This window comes from Pelagibacterium halotolerans B2 (assembly GCF_000230555.1).
GTDB lineage: Bacteria > Pseudomonadota > Alphaproteobacteria > Rhizobiales > Devosiaceae > Pelagibacterium > Pelagibacterium halotolerans.
In genome coordinates this window covers 149,433-170,463 of sequence record NC_016078.1, presented here as the reverse complement: position 1 = coordinate 170,463, position 21,031 = coordinate 149,433, and the positions used below count along the sequence as shown (strand labels likewise).

At 60.6% G+C, this 21,031-nt stretch carries 18 protein-coding genes; 12 read left to right on the top strand and 6 right to left on the bottom strand.

The genetic code is table 11. The features are described from left to right. Window positions 1–6: 6 nt before the first annotated feature. Together KKY_RS00865 and KKY_RS00860 are read right to left on the bottom strand one after the other, a co-directional pair. Window positions 7–1,008: a 4-hydroxyproline epimerase gene (locus KKY_RS00865; protein ID WP_014129376.1), complete on the bottom strand. Its 1,002-nt coding sequence runs from the start codon at window positions 1,006–1,008 to the stop codon at window positions 7–9. 10 nt (window positions 1,009–1,018) lie between these two features. After that, the gene (locus KKY_RS00860) at window positions 1,019–2,251 is read right to left on the bottom strand and encodes an NAD(P)/FAD-dependent oxidoreductase (protein WP_014129375.1); all 1,233 of its coding nucleotides are present in this window, start codon (window positions 2,249–2,251) and stop codon (window positions 1,019–1,021) included. Window positions 2,252–2,385: 134 nt separating this feature from the next. Between KKY_RS00860 and KKY_RS00855 the strand changes: the two genes are divergently transcribed. The 3 genes from KKY_RS00855 to KKY_RS00845 all read left to right on the top strand — a co-directional run bounded on the left by KKY_RS00855 (window position 2,386) and on the right by KKY_RS00845 (window position 5,769). After that, window positions 2,386–3,117, top strand: coding sequence for a GntR family transcriptional regulator (locus KKY_RS00855; RefSeq protein ID WP_014129374.1), 732 nt, complete (start codon window positions 2,386–2,388; stop codon window positions 3,115–3,117). A 128-nt stretch (window positions 3,118–3,245) separates the two neighbouring features. Continuing rightward, entirely contained in the window at window positions 3,246–4,205 is a 960-nt protein-coding gene (locus KKY_RS00850) for a dihydrodipicolinate synthase family protein (RefSeq protein WP_014129373.1), read from the top strand. A 109-nt stretch (window positions 4,206–4,314) separates the two neighbouring features. Next, the gene (locus tag KKY_RS00845) at window positions 4,315–5,769 is read left to right on the top strand and encodes an alkaline phosphatase family protein (RefSeq protein ID WP_158308042.1); all 1,455 of its coding nucleotides are present in this window, start codon (window positions 4,315–4,317) and stop codon (window positions 5,767–5,769) included. 37 nt (window positions 5,770–5,806) lie between these two features. On the opposite strand, the gene KKY_RS00840 is transcribed toward KKY_RS00845, so the two are convergent. Beyond that, complete coding sequence (locus tag KKY_RS00840) at window positions 5,807–6,667, bottom strand: LysR family transcriptional regulator (protein WP_014129371.1); 861 nt, start codon at window positions 6,665–6,667, stop codon at window positions 5,807–5,809. A 117-nt stretch (window positions 6,668–6,784) separates the two neighbouring features. Between KKY_RS00840 and KKY_RS00835 the strand changes: the two genes are divergently transcribed. Genes KKY_RS00835 through KKY_RS00825 form a run of 3 tightly spaced genes read left to right on the top strand, consistent with a single transcriptional unit; the run spans window position 6,785 to window position 9,662 of the window. Further along, on the top strand, window positions 6,785–7,660 hold the full coding sequence (locus tag KKY_RS00835; RefSeq protein ID WP_014129370.1) for a metallophosphoesterase: 876 nt from the start codon (window positions 6,785–6,787) through the stop codon (window positions 7,658–7,660). Further along, window positions 7,657–8,709, top strand: coding sequence for an ABC transporter ATP-binding protein (locus KKY_RS00830; RefSeq protein WP_014129369.1), 1,053 nt, complete (start codon window positions 7,657–7,659; stop codon window positions 8,707–8,709). Before KKY_RS00835 ends, KKY_RS00830 begins: the two co-directional genes overlap by 4 nt. After that, window positions 8,706–9,662 carry an ABC transporter ATP-binding protein gene (locus KKY_RS00825; RefSeq protein WP_014129368.1) on the top strand — a complete coding sequence of 319 codons (957 nt, stop codon included), beginning with the start codon at window positions 8,706–8,708 and terminating at the stop codon, window positions 9,660–9,662. The genes KKY_RS00830 and KKY_RS00825 overlap by 4 nt, the downstream gene beginning before the upstream one ends. 3 nt (window positions 9,663–9,665) lie before the next feature. Here the strand turns inward: KKY_RS00825 and KKY_RS00820 are convergent, their stop codons facing one another. Genes KKY_RS00820 through KKY_RS00810 form a run of 3 tightly spaced genes read right to left on the bottom strand, consistent with a single transcriptional unit; the run spans window position 9,666 to window position 13,045 of the window. Then, entirely contained in the window at window positions 9,666–10,508 is an 843-nt protein-coding gene (locus KKY_RS00820) for an ABC transporter permease (RefSeq protein WP_014129367.1), read from the bottom strand. After that, a complete protein-coding gene (locus KKY_RS00815) occupies window positions 10,505–11,425 on the bottom strand; it encodes an ABC transporter permease (RefSeq protein ID WP_014129366.1) in 921 nt (306 codons plus the stop codon). Before KKY_RS00815 ends, KKY_RS00820 begins: the two co-directional genes overlap by 4 nt. 60 nt (window positions 11,426–11,485) lie before the next feature. Next, window positions 11,486–13,045, bottom strand: coding sequence for an ABC transporter substrate-binding protein (locus tag KKY_RS00810; RefSeq protein WP_083823884.1), 1,560 nt, complete (start codon window positions 13,043–13,045; stop codon window positions 11,486–11,488). 287 nt (window positions 13,046–13,332) lie between these two features. On the opposite strand from KKY_RS00810, the gene KKY_RS00805 reads away from it, so the two are divergent. Genes KKY_RS00805 through KKY_RS00780 form a run of 6 tightly spaced genes read left to right on the top strand, consistent with a single transcriptional unit; the run spans window position 13,333 to window position 21,021 of the window. Next, window positions 13,333–14,388, top strand: a complete 1,056-nt coding sequence (locus tag KKY_RS00805) for a LacI family DNA-binding transcriptional regulator (protein ID WP_014129364.1) — start codon at window positions 13,333–13,335, stop codon at window positions 14,386–14,388. Between the two features lie 2 nt (window positions 14,389–14,390). Further along, window positions 14,391–15,368, top strand: coding sequence for an ABC transporter permease (locus KKY_RS00800; RefSeq protein WP_014129363.1), 978 nt, complete (start codon window positions 14,391–14,393; stop codon window positions 15,366–15,368). After that, entirely contained in the window at window positions 15,369–16,265 is an 897-nt protein-coding gene (locus KKY_RS00795) for a carbohydrate ABC transporter permease (RefSeq protein ID WP_014129362.1), read from the top strand. Between the two features lie 33 nt (window positions 16,266–16,298). Beyond that, window positions 16,299–17,696 carry an extracellular solute-binding protein gene (locus tag KKY_RS00790; RefSeq protein ID WP_014129361.1) on the top strand — a complete coding sequence of 466 codons (1,398 nt, stop codon included), beginning with the start codon at window positions 16,299–16,301 and terminating at the stop codon, window positions 17,694–17,696. After that, the gene (locus KKY_RS00785) at window positions 17,693–18,901 is read left to right on the top strand and encodes an ADP-ribosylglycohydrolase family protein (protein WP_014129360.1); all 1,209 of its coding nucleotides are present in this window, start codon (window positions 17,693–17,695) and stop codon (window positions 18,899–18,901) included. The genes KKY_RS00790 and KKY_RS00785 overlap by 4 nt, the downstream gene beginning before the upstream one ends. Before the next feature lie 23 nt (window positions 18,902–18,924). Next, a complete protein-coding gene (locus KKY_RS00780; RefSeq protein ID WP_014129359.1) occupies window positions 18,925–21,021 on the top strand; it encodes an ADP-ribosylglycohydrolase family protein in 2,097 nt (698 codons plus the stop codon). Window positions 21,022–21,031: the final 10 nt, after the last annotated feature.

Below are 21,031 nucleotides of genomic sequence, written 5' to 3'. Positions count from 1 at the left end.
AGGACCTTAAATCACAGTGAAGCCGTGCGCATAGGGGTCCCGGTCGTCGATGAAGATGGTATTGAACCCGGTCTGACGCGCCCAACCTCCGATTGAGGGAACGATCGCTTGGGTTTCTCCTACTTGCGCCGCTGCTTCGACGCGCCCGTTGAAAAGTGAGCCGATGATGCTTTCGTGGACGAATTCGTCGCCAATATTGAGCTTGCCCTTTGCAACAAGCTGCGCCATGCGCGCCGACGTGCCGGTGCCGCATGGGGATCGGTCAATCGCCTTGTCGCCGTAAAAGACGGCGTTGCGGGCCGTGGCTCCGGGCCGGGTCGGCTGTCCGGTCCATTGGATGTGGCTCAGCCCGCTGATTTGCGGATGCTCGGGATGGACGAACTCATATTTTTCGTTAAGCGCGGCACGCAATTTCGGAGACAGCCCGATGAGCTCGGCGGCGGTGAAATCAGCCATGTCGCGAAACAGCTTTTGCGATTCGACGATCGCATAGAAGTTGCCGCCATAGGCCACATCGACAACAAGCTCCCCAAAGCCCTCAATCTCGGCGGTCAATCCTTCGGCGTGGAGGAATGAGGCGACATTGGTCAGGCGCACTTCCTCGACGAACCGGTCCTCCTGACGATAGGTGATATCAACCTTGCCTGCCGGGGTTTCGATCGACAATCTGCCCGGCTCTCGCGGATTTATGAGCCCGTTCTCGATGGCCATCGTGATGGTGCCGATGGTCCCGTGGCCACACATAGGCAGGCAGCCCGACGTTTCGATAAACAATACCGCCACTTCGCAATCGGGACGGGTGGGCGGATAAAGGATGGAGCCCGACATCATGTCATGGCCGCGCGGCTCGAACATCAGCCCGGTACGGATCCAGTCATATTCGGCCAGAAAGTGCGCGCGCCTTTCCAGCATGGTATCGCCCTTGAGCATGGGTGCTCCGCCCGTCACAAGGCGCACCGGATTGCCGCAGGTGTGTCCGTCGATGCATTGGAATGTATGCTGGCTCATCAAGCTCTTCTCAAAAACGGGTTGCCCTAAACGGCGCCATGTCGATGGCCGGCGGCGCATCGTCGACAAGATCGGCGACAATTTCTGCGGTTCCTGCCGATTGCGTAAGCCCCAGATGCCCATGACCGAACGCCAGAATGACACGAGGATTGCCCGGTGCAACATCGATAACCGGCAGGCTGTCGGGCATGGAGGGGCGGAACCCCATCCAGCGGCGCCCACCCGCAGTCCTGAGCTCGGGCAGAAAGCGTGCTGCCTTGGCCAGCAGGGCATCGGCGCGGCCCATTCGGGGTGCAAGTTCGAGCCCCCCGAGTTCGACGCCTCCACCGACGCGGATGCCATCCCCGATGCGGCTGACGACGAATCCATGCCCGGCAAAAGTCAGGTGCGTGCGCAGATCGAAAGCACCTTCGGGGAGGGACACATTGTAGCCGCGCTCGGTTTCGAGCGGGAGATTTAGGCCCAGTTGCTGCGTCAACCCGCCCGAATGAGCGCCCGCCGCAACAACTACGCGGTCGAAGGTGGAATTTTCGCCCGGACCTATCAGTTCCATACCGGTCTCGGTGGGCCTGATGGTCGTAATTTCCGACCTGATCAGCGTTGCACCACGGGTCAACGCAATTTCAGCAATCGCTTCAGTCCAGACCGCGGGGTCAGTGACGTTCTTCCAGTCGGGGGTGAACCCTGCATGGGTAAAGCGGCGAGCAAGGCCGGGCTGGATTTCAGCAATCGCTTCGGGGCCTTCGAGAAGATCGAATTTGACACCGACGACACGCCGCTCTTGCCAACCAGGAAGGCTGGCCCTGAATTCGTGCTCGCCCTCATAGAGTTGCAACTGCCCCTCGCGGCGCAGCAATCCTTCAAGATCGCAGGTTTTCACCAGACGCTCGAGGGCGGCAGCGGAATGGTCCATCAGGGCGCCTTGCGCCGCGACCGCGGCACGGTAGCGGGCGGGCAAGCTCGCCTTAAAGAAAGCCAGGAGCCAAGGCGCGATCTTTAGTGCATAGGCGGGAGGAATGGAAAGCGGCCCGTTGGGATCGAAAAGCCAGGCGGGTGCCTTTTTGATGATGCCTGGCGTTGCGAGCGGGATGACATCGGCAAAGGCAAATGCGCCGGCATTGCCACCTGAGGCCCCCGAGGCCACGCCCTGACGGTCGAATATCGTTACCGCGTGTCCGCGTTCGGTCAGGGCCAGCGCAGCGGTCACGCCGATGATCCCTGCTCCGATTACTGCGACGCGCATGGCAACCCGATCCCTGTTCAGCACAACAGCGTGTATAGCCATGAGCAAGTTCTCTGTCGACACAGAAAATATTAACTATCGACACTCTTCCCCGTGTGCTCATCGATCCTTATGAATGAACACAAGGAAAAGGGATGGATGGCATGGTCAAAGAGACCGTCGAAAGAAAACCTGAAAGCACCGGCACCCCCAAACGCGGGTCAGGTTCCAGCCATGTTCACAAGATTCTGCGCAACGAGATCATCGATCTCAAGCTGGCTCCCGGCAGTCCAATGGACGAGTTGCAACTGGCCGAACGGTTCGCGCTTTCACGCACACCGATCCGCGAAGCTCTCGTTCGCCTCTCTGTCGAAGGATTGATCACCACCCTACCGAACCGGGCGACGATCGTTTCCAACATAGACTTTCTCCACCTGCCCCAATTTTTCGATGCACTAACGCTGATGTACCGGGTCACCACGAGGCTGGCCGCCGGTCATCACCACGCTGACGATATCGTCCGAATGCAGGCCAAGCAGGAAGAGTTTACGCGCGCAGTGCAAGCGCGCGACGCGCTCGCCCTGATCGCAACCAACCGCGATTTTCACCTCGAAATCGCTCGGGCGGGTGGGAACAGCTACTATACCGAACTCTTTACAAGGCTGCTCGACGAGAATCGGCGACTCCTGCGGCTTTACTATTCCTCCTTCAACGACGATCTGCCGCGCAAATACGTTATCGAGCATGACCAGATGATCGCGGCGATCGCGGCTCGGGATGTCGATGAGGCCGATCGGCTGGCCAGCGCTCATGCGGAGCAGATTGTCACCCAGATTCAGTCCTACATCACCGCCGACAAGCGCCTAAACGCCCAGATGTCTTTGTAGCAGCAGATCGAATGCGAGTTCGGCATCCCAAACGTGCGCGAACAAGATTTTTGTCGACAACTATAATACAAAGCGTATTATCATTGGCGTTCGGACGCAAGAACCACCATGCTCAAGGAGACGCCGCGATGGCCGCCAGCATCTTTTCAGGGTGCATTCCAGCCCTGATGACACCCTGCAAGCCGGATCGGACGCCCGATTTCGACGCATTGGTCCGCAAGGGCGAAGGGTTGATCGCTGCCGGGATGCGCGCCGTCGTCTATTGCGGGTCGATGGGCGACTGGCCGCTCTTGACCGACGCCCAGCGCATGGAAGGCGTCGCCAGACTGGTCGGCGCGGGTGTGCCGGTGATCGTGGGAACCGGCGCCATCAACACCGCCTCGGCGGTCGCCATCGCAGCCCATGCCCAAGAGGCCGGGGCGCAGGGCCTGATGGTCATTCCGCGCGTCCTGTCGCGCGGGCCGTCGACCACCGCGCAACGCCATCACTTCAAAGCAATCCTTTCGGCGGCGCCCGATCTGCCGGCGGTGATTTACAACAGTCCCTATTATGGCTTTACGACACGCGCCGAGCTGTTTTTCGCGTTGCGCGCGGAACACAACAACCTCGTCGGTTTCAAGGAATTCGGCGGCACCGAATCCCTGACCTATGCCGCTGAAAACATCACCAGCCAGGATGATGAGATTTCGCTGATGATCGGTGTCGATACGACAGTCTTCCACGGCTTCGTCAATTGCGGTGCGGCGGGTGCCATCACCGGGATCGGCAATGTCCTGCCCCGCGAAGTGCTCCATCTCTGTGCGCTGGCGAAGGCGGCGGCGGATGGCGATGTCGAAGCCCGCCAGCGCGCGCTCGAACTCGAAGGTGCGCTTGGGGCTCTGTCCGCATTCGATGAAGGGCCGGATCTCGTGCTGTTTTACAAGCATTTGATGACCGTCAAGGGCGACAAGGAATATGCGCTAAACTTCAATGAAACCGACACCCTCACCGATAGCCAGCGCGGCTACGCCGAAAGCCAGTTGCGCCTGTTCGAGAGCTGGTACGCGCAGTGGAGCACGCTGCCGGGCGCGGTCCAGATATACGCCTAGCCAATGATGCCGGAGTATCCAATCCATTAGCGGGGATAATAGTGCGTCAACAGCGTGACACGGGAAAGACGTAGCGGAACTGAACATCGTTTAGCAAAGAGAGATGTTCGTGACCCACAATCGTTTCGTTGTCGTCGTTCTGGATGGCCTGCGGCCCGATCTCGTCACCCCGGACAGGATGCCCAATCTTGCCCGGTTCCGCGACGAGGCAGCGGTGCTGGGCGGCAGCCGGGCGCTTTATCCCAGCCATACGCGCGTTAACAAGACGGGCCTTGGAACCGGCACGACGCCGAAATACCACGGCATCCATTTCAACAAGATCGCCGGCGGCGCGCTCAAGCCCGGCGGCATTCTCGACGTCGCCGATTTCCCGGACCTGGCAGGCCTCGACCTCAACGCCGACCTGGTAACCGCAACGCCCCTCGGTGAGGTATTGGCCGATGCGGACCGGACCATGGCCGTTATCCATTGCGGCGCGTCGGGCGCTCCGCACCTGCTCAATTATCGCGCGGCCGAGCGTGGGCAGCACTATCTGTCGCTGGCCGGACCACAGTTCAGTTCCGGACGGCTCTGGGCTGCAGTCGAGGCCGAACTCGGTCCCATGCCCTCGCCGAGCGGTGTCAATCTTGAACGCTCGCGCTACGCAGTGAGAGCCCTGACCCAAGTCGTTTATCCGCAGCTTTTGCCAGACGTTACGATCGTGTGGTCTGACGAGCCCGACAAATCATTGCATGTCGATGGTTTCGGCGGGCCTGTGTCCACGGCAGCGCTTGCACATGCCGACGATCTGGTTTGCGATGTCATCGATTGGTGGCACGGATTGGGAGACGACGCACCCAATCTGCTGTTCCTGTCCGATCATGGCCATGTGGAAACCTCCGGCACCATCGCGCTGAATGCCCTTTTCGCCGAAACCGGCCTGCCGGTCACCACCGACCCGAGCCGGCCCGGCGCATTGCTGCTCCCGTTCGGCAGCGGTGGCATTTATCTGCGCGATACCGACAGTTCGGCCCTCGCCGATATCGTCTCCTGGATGCAGGCCCAGCCCTGGTGCGGCAATTTGCTGACCGCTGGCGGGGACGGGGTGGCCGGTGCGGTCCCGGGCACGTTTTCGTCCAGCCTGCTCTCACTCGATCATGAACGCGCGCCGGATCTGTTCTTTCAATTGCGCCGCATGGACGCCGACGGACGTGAGCGGCAATATGGCCACTGCCTCAATGCAGGAGACAAAGGGCCAAGCGGGTCGAGCCATGGTGGGCTGCACGCCGAGGAACTCGCTACGGTCTTTTTCGCCGCTGGGCCAGACTTCAAAAGTCATCACCGGACGGAAACCGTCGGCGGCATGGTCGATGTGGCCGCAACCATCCTGTCGCTGTTCGGCATCGAGCAGCCCCAGTCGATGGTTGGCCGGCCGCTGGGCGGCTTGCTTGCCGACGGCATGGAGCCCGCTGACGCGTTGCCTGAAGTGGAAACCGTTTCAGTCAGCAATGGCGCGTTCGAGCAGCATTTGCAGATCCGCAGGCTCGATCGCCGCACCGTCGCCGATCACGGCTGGGTGGGATGAAACGGCCGGGCACCTGGTCCAGAGGTCCGGTGCCCACTCAATCCATGCAATCGAAAAAGCTGCGGATGATCGCCAGGTCCCGCACGTCGCTGTTGCAGGCTGCGACCAGGGAATAGGGGTCGGCAAGGTCGGCAATCGGGACCGCGCGCAGGCGCGGTTCGGACTGCACGGCCTCACCATAGGTGATGCCGATGCCCAGACCGCTGCTGACCGCCTCGACCGCCATCGGGGTTGAACCGACCGTCATGACGTCGGGGAGGCGCACGCCCAGTTCGGCGGCACGGCGCTCGAAACGCCAACGGGCAAACGAGCGTGAACTGGCCAGAACCACTGTGGTTTGCGCCATCTGGGCAATGGTTATTTCAGCCGCATCGAAAAGCGGATGCCCCTTATAAACCAGAGCCATGTGGACGCGCTCTTCGATCGGCCAGAGATAGAGCCCGGCGGCATTTTCGGGCTGGGGCATGAGTGCCACATCGGCGTCGCGATTGCGCAGCAAATCGGCGCATTGACGCCAGCTCGCATTGTCAAAGGCCAACTCTATGCCCGGATGCCGCTCCTTGAACCGGCGGAGATAGGACAGCGCGGGTTGGGACGCCGCGGCGACGATGCGCAAAAGACCTTTGTTGAGCTGGGCGTATTCGCCCATGCGCTCCTCGAGCACCAGGTAGAGATGGCCGATCTCTTCGGTAACCGAATGGATCTTGTTCCCGGCCGGGGTGAGCACGAGCCCGGTGCGCCGACGCTCGAACAGCCGGGCGCCGATCTCGGCTTCGAATTTGGCCACGTTCTGAGTGACCGAGGACTGGGTGACCCCGAGCGCCCTGGCCGCGTTGGAAAAGCCTTTGTGCCGGCAGGCGGCGTTGAAGGCGACGATCTGGTGATGATTGATTTTCAAGCGCGGGTCCCGGAGCGTGATCGCCGTATAAACAGCGCTAATACTACATCACCGCGACGTGACAGTTCGATGATATCGGCGGGACAGTTTCAATTCGTATGCGTCGATGAGGCCCCGTTGCTCAAGCTTATCCATATGACCGACCTTCACCTGACCGGAACCGGCGAACTCCATTTCGGCCATGACACTCACGAGGCGACGCGGCAGGCGCTCGATCATGCCCGCACCCATTTCGCCGATGCCGGATTTCTGGTCATTACCGGCGATCTTGCCAATTGGGGCGAGATCGGCGCTTATCGCAAGCTGGAGCGCCTTCTGGCCGACTATCCGCTGCCGGTCTATCTGATGATCGGCAACCACGACAACCGGGACAACTTCCTGTCGGTATTCGGCGACCGTCATCGGTTTGACGCACCCTTCATGCAGTACTGGGCCGATCATGATCGCTATCGGCTCCTGTTTCTCGATACCCAGACCGCCGGCACTGCGGGTGGCGCCTTCGGCAGCCACCGCCTGCGCTGGCTCGATCAACGGCTGTCCGAAAGTGAACGCGAGGTGCTGATGTTCATGCACCACCACCCCACCCCGACCGGGGCTCATGCGATGGATGCCAAAGGTGTTGCGGACTGGGACGCGTTCCACAGGGTGCTCGCCCGCCACAGTGCAAAGATCCGGCACATTTTTCACGGCCATTGCCACACCGACATGCAGGGCCACATCGAAGGCATTTCCTTTTCCGGCCTGCGTTCGATGGGATCACAGGTTTATCCCGACCTTTCGACCGAGATGGTCTCGCGCTGGGAAGGCGCGCCCCATTATGCGGTGGCGCTGATCGGTGAGCGCAGCCTTGTGACCCATCAGCAGGATTTCACCTATGCGGGCGATGTCCACACGCATCCAAGGGGCCAGTTTACCGATTTCGTGAACAATTGCGCCAAGCGTGGCGTGAACGTTCCCGACGCCGACCCCGATCCGCTGGAGATCGCATCATGACGCTGACACTGCCTGCCCCCGCCCTCTCGACTACCGCGATGGCGGCGCCCCGCCCGATCGCACGTAAAGCTCCAGCCTTTGCCATCGAAAATCTCGCGGTCAGCGTTCCATCTCCCGACGGAAAGCTCGACCTCGTCCACGATGTGAGCCTTTCGGTTGCCCGTGGCGAGTGCCACGCCATTGTTGGGGAAAGCGGGTGCGGCAAGACAGTAACCTGCCTTGCAGCGCTCGGGCTCATGCCACGCAGCACCAATGTTTCCGGCTCGGTGCGGTTGGGAGAGACCCAGTTGCTGGGCGGGAACCGGGCCGAGCTCGAAGCGGTAAGGGGTCGGAAGATCGGCATGATCTTTCAGGACCCCCAGGGCGCACTCAATCCCGTGCGCACCATCGGTGTGCAACTGGTCGAGCCTTTGCGGTTGCATATGGGGATGACACGAAAAAAAGCGCGCGCCAGAGCCTGCGAGCTCCTGGCCATGGTGGGAATTTCAGCACCCGAAACGCGACTCGAAGCCTATCCGCACCAGCTTTCCGGCGGCACCTGCCAGCGGGTGATGATCGCCATGGCCCTGGCCACCGAGCCCGAGATCCTGATTGCAGACGAGCCGACCACCGCGCTCGATGCGACAGTGCAACTTCAGGTCCTGGACCTGCTCAGGTCGATCCAGCGCCAGCGCGACCTCGCCATCGTGCTGATTACCCACGATCTTGGCGTCGTCTCGGAAATCTGCGACCGGGTTACAGTGCTCTATGCGGGGCGATCGGTGGAATCGCGGTCCATGGCAGACCTTTTTGATCGACCACATCACCCCTATACCCGCGCTTTGCTTGACTGCCTGCCCTCGCTCGATCCCCAGGCGCCACCGCCGGCTGCAATTCCGGGCGAAGTGCCCGGCCCCCGGCAGCACGTTTCGGGCTGCGCCTTTCACCCGCGCTGTTCGTACGCAACTGCACATTGCGCGCAGGCTCTTCCGGAGCGTGTCGCCAGCGCGGCGGATGGCATGGTGCGGTGCCACAATCCGCTCGGCTCGGCCGGATACAGCCTTCAATGACCGCGCTGCTCGCCCTCGACAATGTTGAAAAGACCTTCCGTCTTGCAGGCAAGGGTCTGTTCTCTCCGCCGCGCCCGCTTGCCGCAGTCGGTGGGGTTTCGCTTTCGATCGCACCGGGTCGCGCGCTGGGACTGGTGGGGGAAAGCGGGTGTGGCAAGTCCACACTTGCCCGTATTGCCACCCAGTTCCTCGACCCTACGGCCGGCGTCGTCCGCATCGGGGGCCGCAGTCTTGACGAGGTTACTCCGCAACAGCGCCAGCAGCTGCGGCGCAGCGTGCAGATGGTTTTCCAGAACCCGGCCGGGGCCCTGGATTCGCGAATGGCTATTGGCGACCAGATCGAAGAGGCCGTAGGGATTGCCTTTGACGGTTCTCAGCCGGATCGTCTCGCCGAGCGGGACCGTCTGCTTGCGCTTGTGGGGTTGTCCACCGACATGGCGAAGCGATTTCCGCACCAGATTTCGGGCGGGCAGAAACAACGTGTGGTCATTGCCCGCGCGCTGGCGGCCCGGCCCAAACTTCTCGTGTGTGATGAGCCCCTTTCGGCGCTCGACGTTTCAGTGCAGGCCCAGATCCTGAGCCTTCTTGAAAAGCTGCGCCGGGAATTGGGGCTGGCCTATCTGTTCATTTCGCACCAGCTGTCCAGCGTCCGTTATCTCTGCGACGAAATCGCGGTCATGTATGCGGGGCGGATCGTGGAATACGGTCCTACGGCCGAAATTTTTGCGGCACCGCGTCACCCCTATACGCGGGTCCTGCTCTCTGCAGCGCTCGATCCGCGCCGCGATCGACGTGATGAGACGGCCATCGGCGAGCCGCCCAACCCCCTTGCCCTGCCTTCAGGATGCCCTTTCCATCCAAGATGCGCCCACGCCATGCCGCGTTGCGGCACGGAGCGTCCGCAACTGCGGTATGCAGATGCCACCAGGCAACTCGCCTGCCATCTCGACTGACTGTTATCGGGATTGTGAAAGCGGATCGAGCCGGTCGCGCAGCCAGTCGCCCAAAATGCTCATCGACAGGGTTGCGAGGAAAATCACGCTGCCGGGAAACACCGCAATCCACCATGCATTGAGAAGGAAATTGCGGCCCTGCCCCAACATCAACCCAAGGCTGGTGTTGGGCGGCTGCACCCCCAGACCAAGAAAGCTCAGCCCGGTTTCAAGCAGGACTGTTGCCGGGAAGTTGAGCGTCAGTTGCACGATGAGCGCGCTGCCGATGTTGGGCAGGATGTGGCGCAGATAGATTGTCGACTGGCTCAGCTCAAGGCCCTGCAATGCCAAGACGTAGTTCTGCTCCTTGGCGCTCAGCACCATGCCGCGGGTCAGGCGCGCATAGACCTCCCAGCCGGCAAGCCCCACCAGCAGGAGGAATATCCACAATCCGCTCCCTGCGATCGCCATGAAAAACAGAACGAGGATGATGAAGGGGACCGCCGCCTGAAAGTCGACCGCCGCCATGATGATCTGTTCGGCGGGCCCGCGAAGATGCGCGGCTACGAATCCCAGGAGCGTGCCGACGATGGCGCCGATCATGGTGCCCAGCGCTGCGATCAGCAGGCTGGTCCTCAGTCCGTAAAGAATGCGCGAAAACACGTCGCGCCCGATCTCATCGGTTCCAAACACATGGTCCCATTCGCCACCTGCAAGGAGCGGCGGCTGCAGCCTCGCAAGGATATCGGTGTCGCGATAATCATAGGGCGCCAGAAAGTCCGCGCCCAGACCCAGAACGATGAGCGCGACAAGGAACACCATGGCGAGCCGCGTTGTGAACGGTATGTCGTGAAAGTGCTTTTTCATGATTTGCGCAGCCGGGGATCGAGCCAGCCATAAGCGATGTCGACAGCTAGATTGGCGAGGACCATTGTGGTGGCGGTGGCGAGGACGATGATCTGGACGACGGCGAGGTCGCGGCGGATGACCGATTCAGCCAGCAGCCGGCCGATGCCGGGCCAGGCAAAGACGGTCTCAACGATGATTGCCCCCGCAACCAGATCGCCCAGGCGCATGCCAAGGATGGTCACCAGAGGGATCGAGGCGTTGGGTAGCGCGTGCAGGATTGTCCGCCGCTGTGGCCGGATGCCGCGAGCCCGGGCTGCCAGCATATAGGGCTGATTGAGAACATCGAGCATGCAGGAACGGGCGAAACGGGCAATGGCGCCGGCGCTGGACAGTCCCAAGGTCATCACCGGCAGGATGAGATGGAGGAACGAGCCACTTCCGAAGCTGGGAAGCCAGCGCAGATGAAGGGAAAAGAACAGAATGAACAGGATGCCGAGAAAGAAATTCGGCATCGAAAAAGCCATGACCGACATCGACATGACGAAACGATCCAGCGCCGAATTGTGCCGCAGCGCCGCGATGATCCCCAGCGGCAGGCCAATGGCAATGCTGAGTGCAAGACTGGACAGTCCGAGGATTACCGTTGACGGCAGGCGTTCAAGGAAGAGTTCGCCAGCGGGCATGCCCGTCGCAATGGAATAGCCGAATTCTCCCTGCAAGATGCCACCGAGAAATGTAACCAACTGCTCGTGGAGTGGTCGATCCAGGCCCCAGCGTTCGCGCATTCGCTCGATCTGCAGTGGATCGGCATCGGGTCCGGCCATGATGGTGATGGGATCGCCCGACAGCCGGACCATAAAGAACACGGCTACAGCAACGACGAGAAGGGTAATTCCCATGCGCATCGCGCGGGCCGCAATAGGATGGGCTTTCAACAGACCGAACTCCCGGGAATGGAAGGCGGACGGCACAATCGCGCCGCCCGCCGCAAATTGCTATTCGAACGAAAGGTTGTTGGGACCCAGATCCATCATGAAGAAGGAATAGGGCTGCCAATCAATGCCTTCACGGACGCCGAAGTAATCGACGTGCTGGAACATCTCCATCTGCGGGGCTTCGGCCTCGACGATATCGAGCGCCTCGTTGAAATAGGTTGCCCGCTCATCGGCATCGAGAGTGGTGTTGAGAAGGTCGTGCAGTTCATAGAAGCGGGCCGGCGGCTGCCAGATGAACCGGAAATCGTCGGGATTGGTGCGGATCGAGGTTTCACCATAAGCGTTGATCATCGGGTGGGTGAGGTCGGCCATCTGCATACCGTTTGACCAGGAGCGCATATGCCATACGCCCTCGAACGTTTCCTGTCCCCCGGCGGAGAACAACTCAATGGTCACATTGATTCCCGCGTCGCGCCACATCTGCTGGAGCACCTGGGAAATTTCGAGGAAGTTGGTGTAGTATCCGTCATGAATGCGGAAAATGAGTTCTTCACCATTGTAGTCCGAAGCTTCGAGCAGACGCGCGGCTTCTTCGGGGTCGTAATGGGCCGCCTCGCGGCCGGAAAAGATGTCCTCGCCATGGCTGGGGAAGACCAATTCGGGCAGCACCTGGGAATCGCCCCCCCAAAGCGCTTCGACCACCGCCTGGCGATCGACGGCATAGGACATGGCGCGGCGCAGGTTTGCGTCATCCATCGGTTCCTGGACAGTGTTGAACGCGGTCACGCGCGAATTGTCGATCAACGCCGGCATGAGTTGTACGCCGCTCGCCTGTTCAAGAGTGGCCTTCTGGTCGGGGGAGATGTCGGTGATCATGTCGAGTTCACCGGTCATCAGCCCGGCGATCCGGGTCGACATTTCAGGGACTTCGAGAAAGGTGATCTCACGAGCCGGTGGCAAGCCGCCCCAATACTCGTCGTTTGATTCAAGGCGGATGAATTCGCCCTGCCGTATTTCGACGAGCTTGTAGGGCCCTGTACCGATGGGAGCGAGATTGAATTCTTCAGGACCGAGTTCGAGGTAGTAATCTTTCGGCACGACCTTGCCCATGGTCGTTGTGAAACGGGAAGGGAAGATCGGGTCTGGCGCGCTGGTCGTAAAGAGAACAGTGTCCTCATCGACCGCTTCGACAGCGGTGAAATTGCCGAAATAGGTCGGGCCGACCGCGACGAGACGGTCCGCACCGAATACGCGTTCTTCGCTGAACGAGAAGGCGACATCTTCCGCAGTCATCGGGGTTCCATCGTGGAAAACCACATCGGTGCGGATATCGACCTCCCATTCATTGGGGGACACATTGCGCCATTCGGTGGCAATCGATGGGGCCAGTTCGGTCCCGTTGCCGTTGCCACCTTCCCAATAGGCACGACGGATCAACTCATCGAAGATCGAATAATTCACCCGCTGACCGACATTGGAAATGTTGAGCCCCGGATCAAAGCCGGCCGGTAGGGCCTGCACACCTATGGTAAGGGATGGACGGTCGTCCTGGGCAAGGACAGGAGTCCCCATTGCCAGAACCGCGGCCGATACCATGACTATCCTTTTGAGGACTGCCATATTGCTCTCCGTTCTTGAATGTCTTGCGCACCGACCTCGCGGGTCGTCGCCGGGGACGTTAGGGAGAGGCAATAAACGGGCAATGACACAATATTAATACGGCTAATACCGGCGTTAGGCAGTCGACCTTGTCGAGCGAGAGGCGCGTCGGGCGTTTACAGGCTCACCTATACTCAACCCGGCTCACAGCCGCGAATTGGCTTGCCCATTGCAAGTGCCTTTACAGGCGCAACCGTGTTTGGTAACGTTCCCAAAAATGGGAGGAAGCGGTTTATCCGCATAACGGCATGCCTACGCCTCGAAACAAGCAACCGACGATCATCGATATTGCGGAAGTGGCCGGTGTTTCCAAAAGCACCGTAGCGCGCGCATTGTCTGGATCGCCCCATATCGGGGACAAGACGCGGGAACGGGTGCTCAATGCGGTGCGCGCGCTGGGATATGAGCGCAACCATCTTGCCCATTCGCTGCGCTCGGGAAAGACAGGACTGATCGGTCTGGTCATTCCCGATATTGCCAACCCGTTCTGGGCCGAAGTGGCACGCGGCGCCCAGGACGCGGCGGCGGCCAGCGGCGCTTCGCTTCTGATTTTCAGCTCCGATTGGGACCCCGAGCGCGAGGCGCATCATTTGCGGGCCCTGCGTCAGGCGCGGGTCGATGGCGCCATTGTCAATCCGGTTGCCGACAATGTGGACAGACTCGGCCGGTTCGGCCTTCCCGTGGTTCTGATCGGGTCGAGCGCCGAGCGGTTTCCCGAACTTTCCAGCGTGGGCAGCGATATTGCACAAGGCGTTGCACTGGGCCTCGATCACCTTGCCGGCCTTGGTCATCACCGCCCGGCGCTGCTGGTCGGCTCGGCCAACCGGTTGGCGCGCGTGCGCTTCATGCGCGTTGTCCATGACTATTGCATTGGCCACGACATCGACCCGGCAACACTGGTGATCGAAGAGGGGAGCTATACAGTCGAATCGGGACGCGCGGCGATGTTGCGCCTGTTGCAGCGGGACCCGAAGGCAGCCCGGTGCGTATTTGCCGCCAACGATCTCATGGCGCTCGGCGCCCTGCTTGCCGTACGCGAAGCTGGATTGCGGTGCCCGGACGACGTATCGATCCTCGGCTTTGACGGAATTCCGGCCGCGGCCTTCTCAGATCCGGGACTGACCACAATCGAAAAGCCGGCCCGCACTATCGGGGTCGAGGGCATGCGCCTGCTCAAGGAAACCATCGAGGGCGAACTTGAGCATCGCCGCGTGCTGCTGGACTGCTCGCTCACCTCGCGCGGATCGCTAGCCCGAAATGGCGAGAGCGGACCCGCCCGATTGATGGCCGTGGGGAGTAACTAACCGTGAGCCTTGACGAAAAGCAGTTGGCCTCCACTGTATCCAATTTTGGGAACGTTCCCAAAAGCGCAAAACGCGTTCCATGGCGCATTGCGTTCGGTCTAAAGCTTAGGGCGTGGTGGCCGTACTACGCGATGATGACCCCGGGTATCATCTATTTTCTGGTGTTTCACTACTTCCCCATCTACCAGGCCAAGCTCGCCTTCGAGGACTTCCGGATTTTCGGAGACAACCTGTTTGTGGGCTTCAAGCATTTCGACACGTTGTTCGACTCCCCCGCCTTTTTCCAGGTTCTCGCCAATACGCTGATCATCTCGGCCATGAAGATGGTTTTCGTCTTTCCGGTCCCCATCTTCATCGCGCTGTTCATCAACGAGGTGCGCAGCACAAATCTGCGTCGCTTCATTCAATCGGCGATTTACCTGCCGCACTTTCTGTCATGGGTTGTGATTGCTGGCATTTTCATCGCCGCACTGTCGCCCTCAAGCGGTGTCGTCAACGATATCGGGCAGGCGCTCGGATTTGCGCCGCGGTCTTTCATGACCGAGTCCGGTTCCATTCGTTGGGTCGTCGTATTCTCCGAGATGTGGCGCACTGCGGGCTGGGATTCGCTGCTCTATTTCGCGGCCATCATGGCCATCGATCCGCAGCTATATGACGCTGCGGAAATGGACGGGGCAAATCGCTGGCAGAAGATCGTCCATGTCACCCTGCCCGGCATCACACCGACCATCGCGACCCTGTTCATTCTCAATGTCGGCCTGTTCATGAATGCGGGTTTCGACCAGATCTTCAACCTCTCCAACGACGCCATCCGTGACCAGATCGATATCATCGATACCTATGTTTATCGGATCGGCTTGCAGTCGGGCCAGTTCTCGCTGGCAACGGCGGCGGGGCTGTTCAAGGGGGTTATCGGCATGGTGCTGATCGTTGCCGCGCACACCATTTCCAAGCGCCTGACCGGAAAGGGAGTGTGGTAAATGACCCGCGCCAATTCCACCCGTTTCGAGCGTCTAGAGCAGACGATCATCGTATCGAGCCTTTTGCTCATGGTGGTCGTGACGGTTCAGCCGATCCTCAATCTGCTCGCCATTTCATTTTCAGATTCCGCACAGGTGCCTGGAATGAGCGGCCTGGCGGTGGTCCCAAGGGGGTTTTCACTCGATGTCTGGACGCTTTTGATCGCCAATCCCGAGGTCCAGCGCGGCCTGCTCAATTCGCTGTTCATCACGATCACCGGCACGATCCTCAACGTGACCTTTACCGCACTGATGGCATGGGCGCTGTCGCGTCCGCGGCTGCCGGGACGCCGCATCCTGTTCGTTTTCGTTCTGGCCACAATCGTTTTCGAACCCGGCCTGATCCCCGACTATTTCGTGGTGCGCGAGTTGGGCCTGCTCAACACCTACTGGGCGGTCATTCTCTATAAGCTCGTCAACGCCTGGTACCTGATCATTCTCATCCGCTTCTTTGAGGAAGTGCCGGGCGAATTACTCGAGGCGGCAGAGCTCGATGGCGCCAACGCGTTCCAGACGCTGTGGAAAGTGGTGCTGCCTCTGACCATGCCGGCGCTGGCCACCATTACACTGTTCTATCTCGTCTATCACTGGAACGAGTTTCTGCGCCCGATGATCTATCTCAACGATTCCAGCATGCATCCGCTGCAGGTCGTGCTGCGCAAATTCGTTCTCGACGGCGACAAATCCTCGATGGTGGGGCTGGCGGCCATGTCGAACTATCAAGGCGCGGCCCAGATCAGTACGAGAGCGCTCAATGCCGGCATGATCATGCTGACCATCCTGCCCATTCTGGCGGTCTATCCGCTGATCCTGAAATTCTTCACGAAGGGCACCATGAGCGGTGCGCTGAAGGGATAACACAAGCAAAAATCCAACAAGGAGGAGGACCAGATGCTTGCAAGAAACCTCATGACCACGGTCGCTGCCGTGGCGACCGCGCTGAGTTTGGGAGGCGGCGTTCTCGCGCAGGACACACCGACCGTAACGATCATTGCGCACGAAAACCCCGGCGATGCCGAGCTTTTCGAGCGGATCGAGGCTGGAATGGCCGAGGCCGGAACGCCGGTCAATATCGAACTGGTCGGCCTGCCCAGTTCGGGCTACGCCGATGCGCTCAGCCTGCGCCTTTTGTCGGGCGAAATCCCCGACATCATCTACTTCCAAGGGGCTGACGCCGAATTTGCCAATCAGGGCATATTGGAGGATCTGGGCCCGTGGATCGAGCAATCGAGTTACATCAAGGATGCAATGTGGCCGCACAACGAAGCGCGCATGGAGAACTACCCCTATCTGCTCTACATCTTTCCGGCGCGCACCAAATCGGCAGTGATGCGCTCGGACTGGCTCGAACAGAGCGGGCTCGAAGCTCCGACCAATCTCGATGAATGGACAGCGTTCCTCACCGAGATGTCGCAATCCGATTTCGACGGCAATGGCGAGCAGGACACGTTCGGCATTCTGGCGCCGGACAACACGGCCGAACTCGACGCCATCTTCAACCAGTCCTTCGGTGTATCGGCGACCTGGCTCGAAGACGGAAGCGGCGAATGGATTCATTCGCGCGTGTCGGATGCAGAGCGCGATAAGCTGGCCTACTACCAGATGCTCTATGCCGACGGCATTCTCGATCCTGAATATGTCACCTCGAACTGGGAAGTGAAGGAAGACAAATTCTATTCGGGGCGCGTTGCCGTCATCATGGGGACCGCCGGTCCGGTGGTCGAGATCTACAGGACCAAGATGGCCGAGGCCAATCCGGGTGCCGATCTCGCACTGCTTGCTCCCCCCGACGGGCTTGAAGCGGTCAACGTGGCCAAGGAAGACCGTGGTTACGCAATCCACGCCATGAGCGAGAACAAGGAAGCCGCGTTTGCGGTTCTCGATTTCCTCGCCAGCCCTGAAGGTCAGTTCATCGACCGCATGGGTGTCGAGGGTGAGCATTATACCCGCGACGGCGATACATTCGAAGTACTGCCGGCCATGGGGGGATGGTATCCGCGCTTCTGGACGGTAGATCCCGGCTACTGGACCCCACCCGTCGACCTGTTGTCAGACGTGGCCCAGGGTTCGCTCGAACAGGGCGCCGAATATTTCGTCGCCGACAACGCCTTTGTCTGGCCCGCCGATCTGGCCGCCGATGTCGATGCGGCCGAGCAGTACTATCGCACCTCGGTGTTCCGCTTCGTCTCTGGTGAATGGTCGATGGACCAATGGGACCAGTATGTCGAGGGATGGTACGCCGCCGGGGGCCAGGCGATGACCGATCACGCAAGGACCGTTCTTCAATGACCAAACTGCAGAACACGGGCCCGGCTTTTCAGAGCCGGGTCCGCGGACTGCTCCATGGCGTCGCATTCGGCGACGCCATCGGGGCGCCCGTCGAAAAACTCACTCCGGCGGAAATCGAGACCATGTACGGGCGGGTCAATTCGCTCGACAACCAATGGCACCGCACCAGCCGCGACCCGGCAGCGGGCAATGGACGGGTGCGCGGCAATGGCATCGTCACCGATGATACGCTGATGACCCTATCGCTCATGGCCGTCTATAATGAAACCGGCCGCCACATCGACGCCTGGGACATGGCCGACGGCATGGTGCGCCAGATCGCCTGGGTCAAACGCTATGTCCCCGAGCTCCAGCGCGAATGTCCGCTGCTCGAGCGCCTGTTTTATCCAGAGAAATGGATTTTCCAACGCCACCAGCTCTCAGGCTGCGATCCGCGCCAGGGTGGGATCGGCAACATGGTCAATTGTGGCGCGGCAATGTATATCGCGCCGATTGGCGTCGTGAACGCCTGTGATCCGCGCGCCGCCTATGACGAGGCCATCGCTTTCGCCTCGGGCCATCAGCAAAGCTATGGGCTGGAAGCTGCCGGCGTTCTGGCCGCTGCCGTCGCCGCTGCTTTCATTCCGGGAACACATATCGATACGGTGGTCGATACGGCCTATGGCCTCGCCAAGGACGGCACCCGCGCCGCCATCGGCGCAATCGCCGAAATCGCCGGGGATTTGCGCGCCAGCGGTGCCGACCATGGAGAGGTCGTGCAGGCGTTCCATGAGGCCATTCTCCCCTTTTCGCCGCTCGGCGACGATCTGGACCATACAGCCGCAAAGGCCGGGCGGCCCACCCAGAATTATCAGCCCTCGCGGTTTTTCTCGATCGAAGAGCTGCCACTTGCCCTCGGGTTTGCGCTCGTGGCGGATGGCGATTTCCGCCGGGCCGTCGAAGACGGCGTCAATTCCGGTCGCGACACCGATTCCATCGGGGTGATGGCGGGCGCGATCCTTGGCGCGATGCACGGAGAAGCGGTGATCGATCCTGCGGACGCCGAACAGATCGACAAGATCAACCGGCTGGACCTCGCAGGCGAAGCCTCGCGTTTCGCTGCGACATGCAGCGCCATAATGAGCGCCGACCAGAAGCGTCTCGAAGCGCTCGCCGCCCAGCGCGCAGCCATTTTCGAGACGCCTGCTGTCGCTGCGCAGAACTGATACTCTTTTCAACAGGACCTTTAATGCTTTCCTCCTCCGATCTCGTCCACCGCATCTATTCAGGCTTTCTGGGCAAGGCCATCGGCGTGCGCCTCGGAGCGCCGGTCGAGCCGACCATCTGGAGCTATGAGCGCATCCGCGACACCTATGGTGAGATCACCGGCTATCTGCGCAACTTCAAGACATTTGCGGCAGATGACGATACCAACGGTCCAGTCTATTTCATCCGCGCCATGCGCGATTATCAGCTTGTGCCCACCCCGCAAGAGGTTGCCAGGACCTGGCTCAACTATGCCGCCGAGGGCCACGGCATGTATTGGTGGGGCGGCTATGGCCGTTCGACCGAGCACACTGCATACCTCAATCTGCGCGCCGGCATTGAGGCGCCGCAATCGGGTTCGATCGCCCAGAACGGCGCGGCGATCGCCGAACAGATCGGCGGCCAGATCTTTATCGACAGCTGGGGCTGGGTGAACGCGGGCAATCCCGAACGCGCCGCCGAGATGTCGGCCAGCGCCGCTTCGGTCGCCCATGATGGAGAAGGACTGCACGGGGCCCGGTTCTGTGCGGCGATGATCGCGGCATCGTTCACGGCCAAATCGATCGAGGAATTGTTCGAAATCGGCCTTTCGGTCATTCCTTCGGACTCCACCTACACCTCGGTGGTCAAGGCGGTGCTCGGCCAGCACCAAAAAGACCCCGATGACTGGCGTGCCTGCCGCGACCTGCTAACCCGCGACTGGGGTTATGACCGTTATCCCGGTGTCTGCCACATCATTCCCAATGCCGGCGTTCTGGCGCTCGCCATGATCTACGGCAAAGGCGAACTCTGCCGTACGGTCGAAATCGCCACGATGTGCGGCTGGGACACCGACTGCAACGCCGGCAATGCCGGAGCCATCATCGGCACCTTTGAAGGCATCCAGCCGAGCTGGGAGAAATACCGCAAACCCATCAACGACATGGTCGTGACATCGGGTGTCACCGGCGCGCTCAATATCGTCGATATCCCCACTTTCGCCCGCGAACTTGCAACGCTTGCCCTGCAACTGGACGGCAATGATGTGCCCGAAGGCTGGGTCCAGGCTATGGAAGACCGTGGCGTCCATTTCGACTTTTCTCTGCCCGGCTCCACGCACGGGTTCAAGACTTCGGGCACCAACCAGCTCGAGCTGAGCTGGACCGACCGAGACAATGGCGCCGGAACTGGCGCTCTGGAAATCCTCGTCGACCGTTTCGAGCGCGGGCAGTCGGGCAAGGTATTCTGGAAGCCGTTCTATCGGCGGGCCGATTTCGATGATGAGCGCTACCGCCCCATGTTCTCGCCACTTGTCGCCAGCGGGCAGACCGTATCATTCGATATCTTCATGGAGCCTTGGGAAGGCGATGGCCATTTGCGCATCGCGCCTTATGTCCGCGCCACAATGAGCAAGACCATCATCGAAACCGGCGCTTACCAGCAGCCGGCTGCAGGATCCTGGACGCATGTCGAATTTACCGTCCCCGATGCAGAGGGCGAAGCCGTCGACGAGATCGGTCTCGACATCGAATATTTCGGTCGGCTCAAATTTCTGGGCAAGCTCCATCTCGCCAATTTCCGTGTCACGGGCAAAGGCACGACCCGCATAGATCCGGCAAAAGAGGTCGAGGAGTGGGACGCGATCACCCGGTTCACCTGGAACAGAGGCTATTGGAAAAAGGACGGTGGGACCATCACCGGCCTCACCGATACCGATGCCGATCTGTGGACAGGCCACCTTTACACGCGTGACGCCGTTGTCAGCGCCGAGATCACCCCACAGTCGGGCGCCTCGCATCTTGTGAGTTTTCGGGCCCAGGGGACGTCGCGTTTCTACGCTGCCGGGTTTGAGGACGGCAAATTGCGGATCATCCGCGAGGATTTCGGCAAGAGCGTTCTGGCCGAGACCGATTTCACTGTCGAATATGGCCGCACCTATCGTCTCGCAGTCGACGTCAAAGGCACCTCCATCGTCGTCAGCGTCGATGACGAGAGGCTTCTTGGTGCAAGCGACGATCGTTTCGCTTACGGGCAGGCCGGCGTCCGGCTGGGCGGCCCCGGGCGGTTTGCGATCTCCAAGTTTGAAATCGTCGAGCACTAGAGGCCGACAG